The organism is Streptomyces sp. WAC06614, from assembly GCF_003949795.1.
Taxonomy (GTDB): Bacteria; Actinomycetota; Actinomycetes; order Streptomycetales; family Streptomycetaceae; genus Streptomyces.
In genome coordinates, this window is record NZ_RPRY01000518.1 from 1 (window position 1) to 3203 (window position 3203).

Genomic DNA, 3203 nt, shown 5'->3' on the forward strand with positions numbered 1-3203 from the left:
CCCCACAGTGCGCCCCCCGGGGCAGCGTTGGGGAGCGGTCCGGCATCGGGGGGTACTCCGGCGGCCCCGGGGGGCGCACTGTGGGGCGCACGATTGGCGCCTCTCTGCTCCGGCGTACGCCGTCCGGTGTGCGCGCCCCTCCCCTGCCGCTGGTCGGCGAGGGTGCGCAGACAGGCCCAGCGGGCGAGCGCGTAGAGCCAGGCGCGCCGGTCGGACTCGTCGGGACACCGGCCGGGGTTCCGTTCGGCCACCGCCAGGACCTCGCCGAGCACGGTGGTGGCCGTGTCGTGGTCGCAGAGCACCGAGAGGCAGTAGGTGAACAGGCCGTCCAGATACGGCTCGTGCCGGAAGGGGGGCGGTTGGTGCCCGTCGGGGGGCGTGCGCCCGTGCGCCCGGTGTGCGCCGGTGCGTGAAGCGGGGCCGGCCTGATTGCTGCTGCTCACCCGGCGAAGGTAGGGGGCGTGCGGGTGAGCGTCCGGAAGCCTTGAGCAGTTTTAACCCTTACGGGTGAAGAGATCGCACGAAGGGGGACAGCTGCCCTGACGTGGGGCGGGGCGCCGGCCCGCGGCCGCCGGCGGCGTCGCTGTCGGTGGCGGCCGATACGGTGGGCCGCATGGCTGCTGCCCGTACCTCCCGATCGTCCGCCAAGGACCGGCCGTCCTACCGCTGCACCGAGTGCGGCTGGACCACCGCCAAATGGCTCGGCCGCTGCCCCGAGTGCCAGGCCTGGGGCACCGTCGAGGAGCAGGGCGCGCCCGCGGTGCGCACCACGGCCGCCGGCCGGGTCTCCACGGCCGCGCTGCCGATCGGCCAGGTGGACGGCCGGCAGGCCGCCGCGCGGTCGACCGGGGTGGACGAGCTGGACCGGGTGCTCGGCGGCGGGCTCGTCCCGGGTGCGGTGGTGCTGCTGGCGGGCGAGCCGGGCGTCGGCAAGTCGACGCTGCTGCTGGACGTGGCCGCGAAGGCCGCGAGCGACGAGCACCGCACGCTCTACGTGACGGGCGAGGAGTCGGCGAGCCAGGTCCGGCTGCGGGCCGACCGGATCCACGCGATCAGCGACCACCTGTACCTGGCGGCGGAGACCGACCTGTCGGCGGTGCTCGGCCATCTGGACGCGGTCAAGCCGTCGCTGCTGGTCCTGGACTCCGTCCAGACGGTGGCCTCGCCCGAGATCGACGGGGCGCCGGGCGGCATGGCCCAGGTGCGTGAGGTGGCCGGCGCGCTGATCCGGGCCTCGAAGGAGCGGGGCATGTCCACGCTGCTGGTGGGCCACGTGACCAAGGACGGCGCGATCGCCGGGCCGCGGCTGCTGGAGCACCTGGTGGACGTGGTGCTGCACTTCGAGGGCGACCGGCACGCGCGGCTGCGGCTGGTGCGCGGGGTGAAGAACCGGTACGGGGCCACGGACGAGGTCGGCTGCTTCGAGCTGCACGACGAGGGGATCACGGGCCTGGCCGACCCCTCGGGCCTGTTCCTGACCCGGCGGGCGGAGCCGGTCCCCGGCACGTGCCTGACCGTGACCCTGGAGGGGCGGCGGCCGCTGGTGGCGGAGGTCCAGGCGCTGACAGTGGACTCGCAGATCCCGTCGCCGCGGCGGACGACCTCCGGTCTGGAGACGTCCCGGGTGTCGATGATGCTGGCGGTCCTGGAGCAGCGGGGCCGGATCAGTGCGCTGGGCAAGCGGGACATCTACTCGGCGACGGTGGGCGGGGTGAAGCTGTCGGAGCCCGCGGCGGACCTGGCCATCGCGCTGGCGCTGGCCTCGGCGGCGTCGGACACCCCCCTGCCGAAGAACCTGGTGGCGATCGGTGAGGTGGGGCTGGCCGGGGAGGTGCGGCGGGTGACGGGCGTCCAGCGGCGGCTGGCCGAGGCGCACCGGCTGGGCTTCACCCATGCCTTGGTGCCGGGGGATCCCGGCAAGGTCCCGCCGGGCATGAACGTCCTGGAGGTCGCCGACATGTCGGACGCCCTCCGCGTCCTCCCCCGCTCCCGTCCCCGCCCGGCGCAGCAGGTCGAGGACGAGGGCGGCGTTGTGGCTGCGCAGCGCCGGGAGGTTGAATCCGCCGCTGCCCCTGGTACCGCTGTCACCCCTGTTCACCGCCCCATTGTCGCCCCTCCTTGCACTTCGGCAACACTGTTGCCAAAGTGGCGGTATGAACCCCCGCGATCCCCTCCGCGTCGGACTCGTCGGCTACGGACTGGCCGGCTCCGTCTTCCACGCCCCGCTCGTCACCGCCACCGAGGGCCTGGTCCTCGACACCGTGGTCACCACCCACCCCGAACGCCGCGCCGAGGCCGCCGCCGCCTACCCCGACGCGCACCTGGCCGAACGCCCCGACGAGCTCTGGGACCGCGGCCTCGACCTCGTCGTGATCGCCTCCCCCAACAAGACCCACGTCCCCCTGGCCACCGCCGCCCTGGAGGCGGGGATCCCGGTGGTCGTGGACAAGCCGCTGGCGGCGACGGCCGCCGAGGCGCGCGGCCTGGCCGCGCTGGCCGACGAGCGCGGCGGGTTCCTGTCGGTGTTCCAGAACCGCCGCTGGGACAACGACTTCCTCACCCTGCGCGCCCTCCTCGCCACCGGCGAACTCGGCGAGATCCAGCGCTTCGAGTCGCGCTACGAGCGCTGGCGCCCCCACCTCAAGGGCGGCTGGCGCGAGTCGGGCGCCCCGGAGGAGATCGGCGGCCTGCTGTACGACCTGGGCAGCCATGTCGTCGATCAGGCCCTGGTGCTGTTCGGCCCGGCGGTACGGGTCTACGCCGAGGTCGACGTACGGCGGCGGGGCGCCGAGGCCGACGACGACACGTTCATCGCGCTCACCCATGCGAACGGGGTCCGCTCGCACCTGTTCGTCAGCGCCACCGCCGCCCAGCTGGGCCCGCGGATGCGGGTCCTGGGCTCGGCGGCCGGGTACGTCAAGTACGGCCTGGACCCGCAGGAGAGTGCCCTGCGCGAGGGGCACCGGCCGGTGCCGGGGCAGCCGTGGGGCGAGGAGCCGGAGCACTGCTGGGGCCGGGTCGGCTCGGGCGAGTCCCCCCTGACGGGCGGCGGCCGCCCACTGCCCACCGAGCCGGGCAACTACCCGGCCTACTACGCCGCCGTCGAGTCCGCACTCCGCACGGGCACCCCGCCCCCGGTCACCGCCCACGAGGCGGCCCACTGCCTGGAAGTCCTGGAAGCCGCCCGCCGCTCCTCCCAGGAG

Annotated in this window: 1 protein-coding gene and 2 pseudogenes; 2 read left to right on the plus strand and 1 reads right to left on the minus strand. The window is 74.7% G+C overall.

The genetic code is table 11. From position 1 onward, the window contains the following. Positions 1-443, minus strand: a pseudogene (locus tag EF918_RS34085) (hypothetical protein); the annotation flags it as partial. 170 nt (positions 444-613) lie between these two features. Here EF918_RS34085 and radA point away from each other — a divergent pair. Beyond that, positions 614-2008: pseudogene (gene radA / locus EF918_RS34090) on the plus strand (DNA repair protein RadA); the annotation flags it as partial. A 145-nt stretch (positions 2009-2153) separates the two neighbouring features. Beyond that, a partial coding sequence (locus EF918_RS34095) for a Gfo/Idh/MocA family oxidoreductase (protein ID WP_125652753.1) occupies positions 2154-3203 on the plus strand: 1050 nt, incomplete at its 3' end.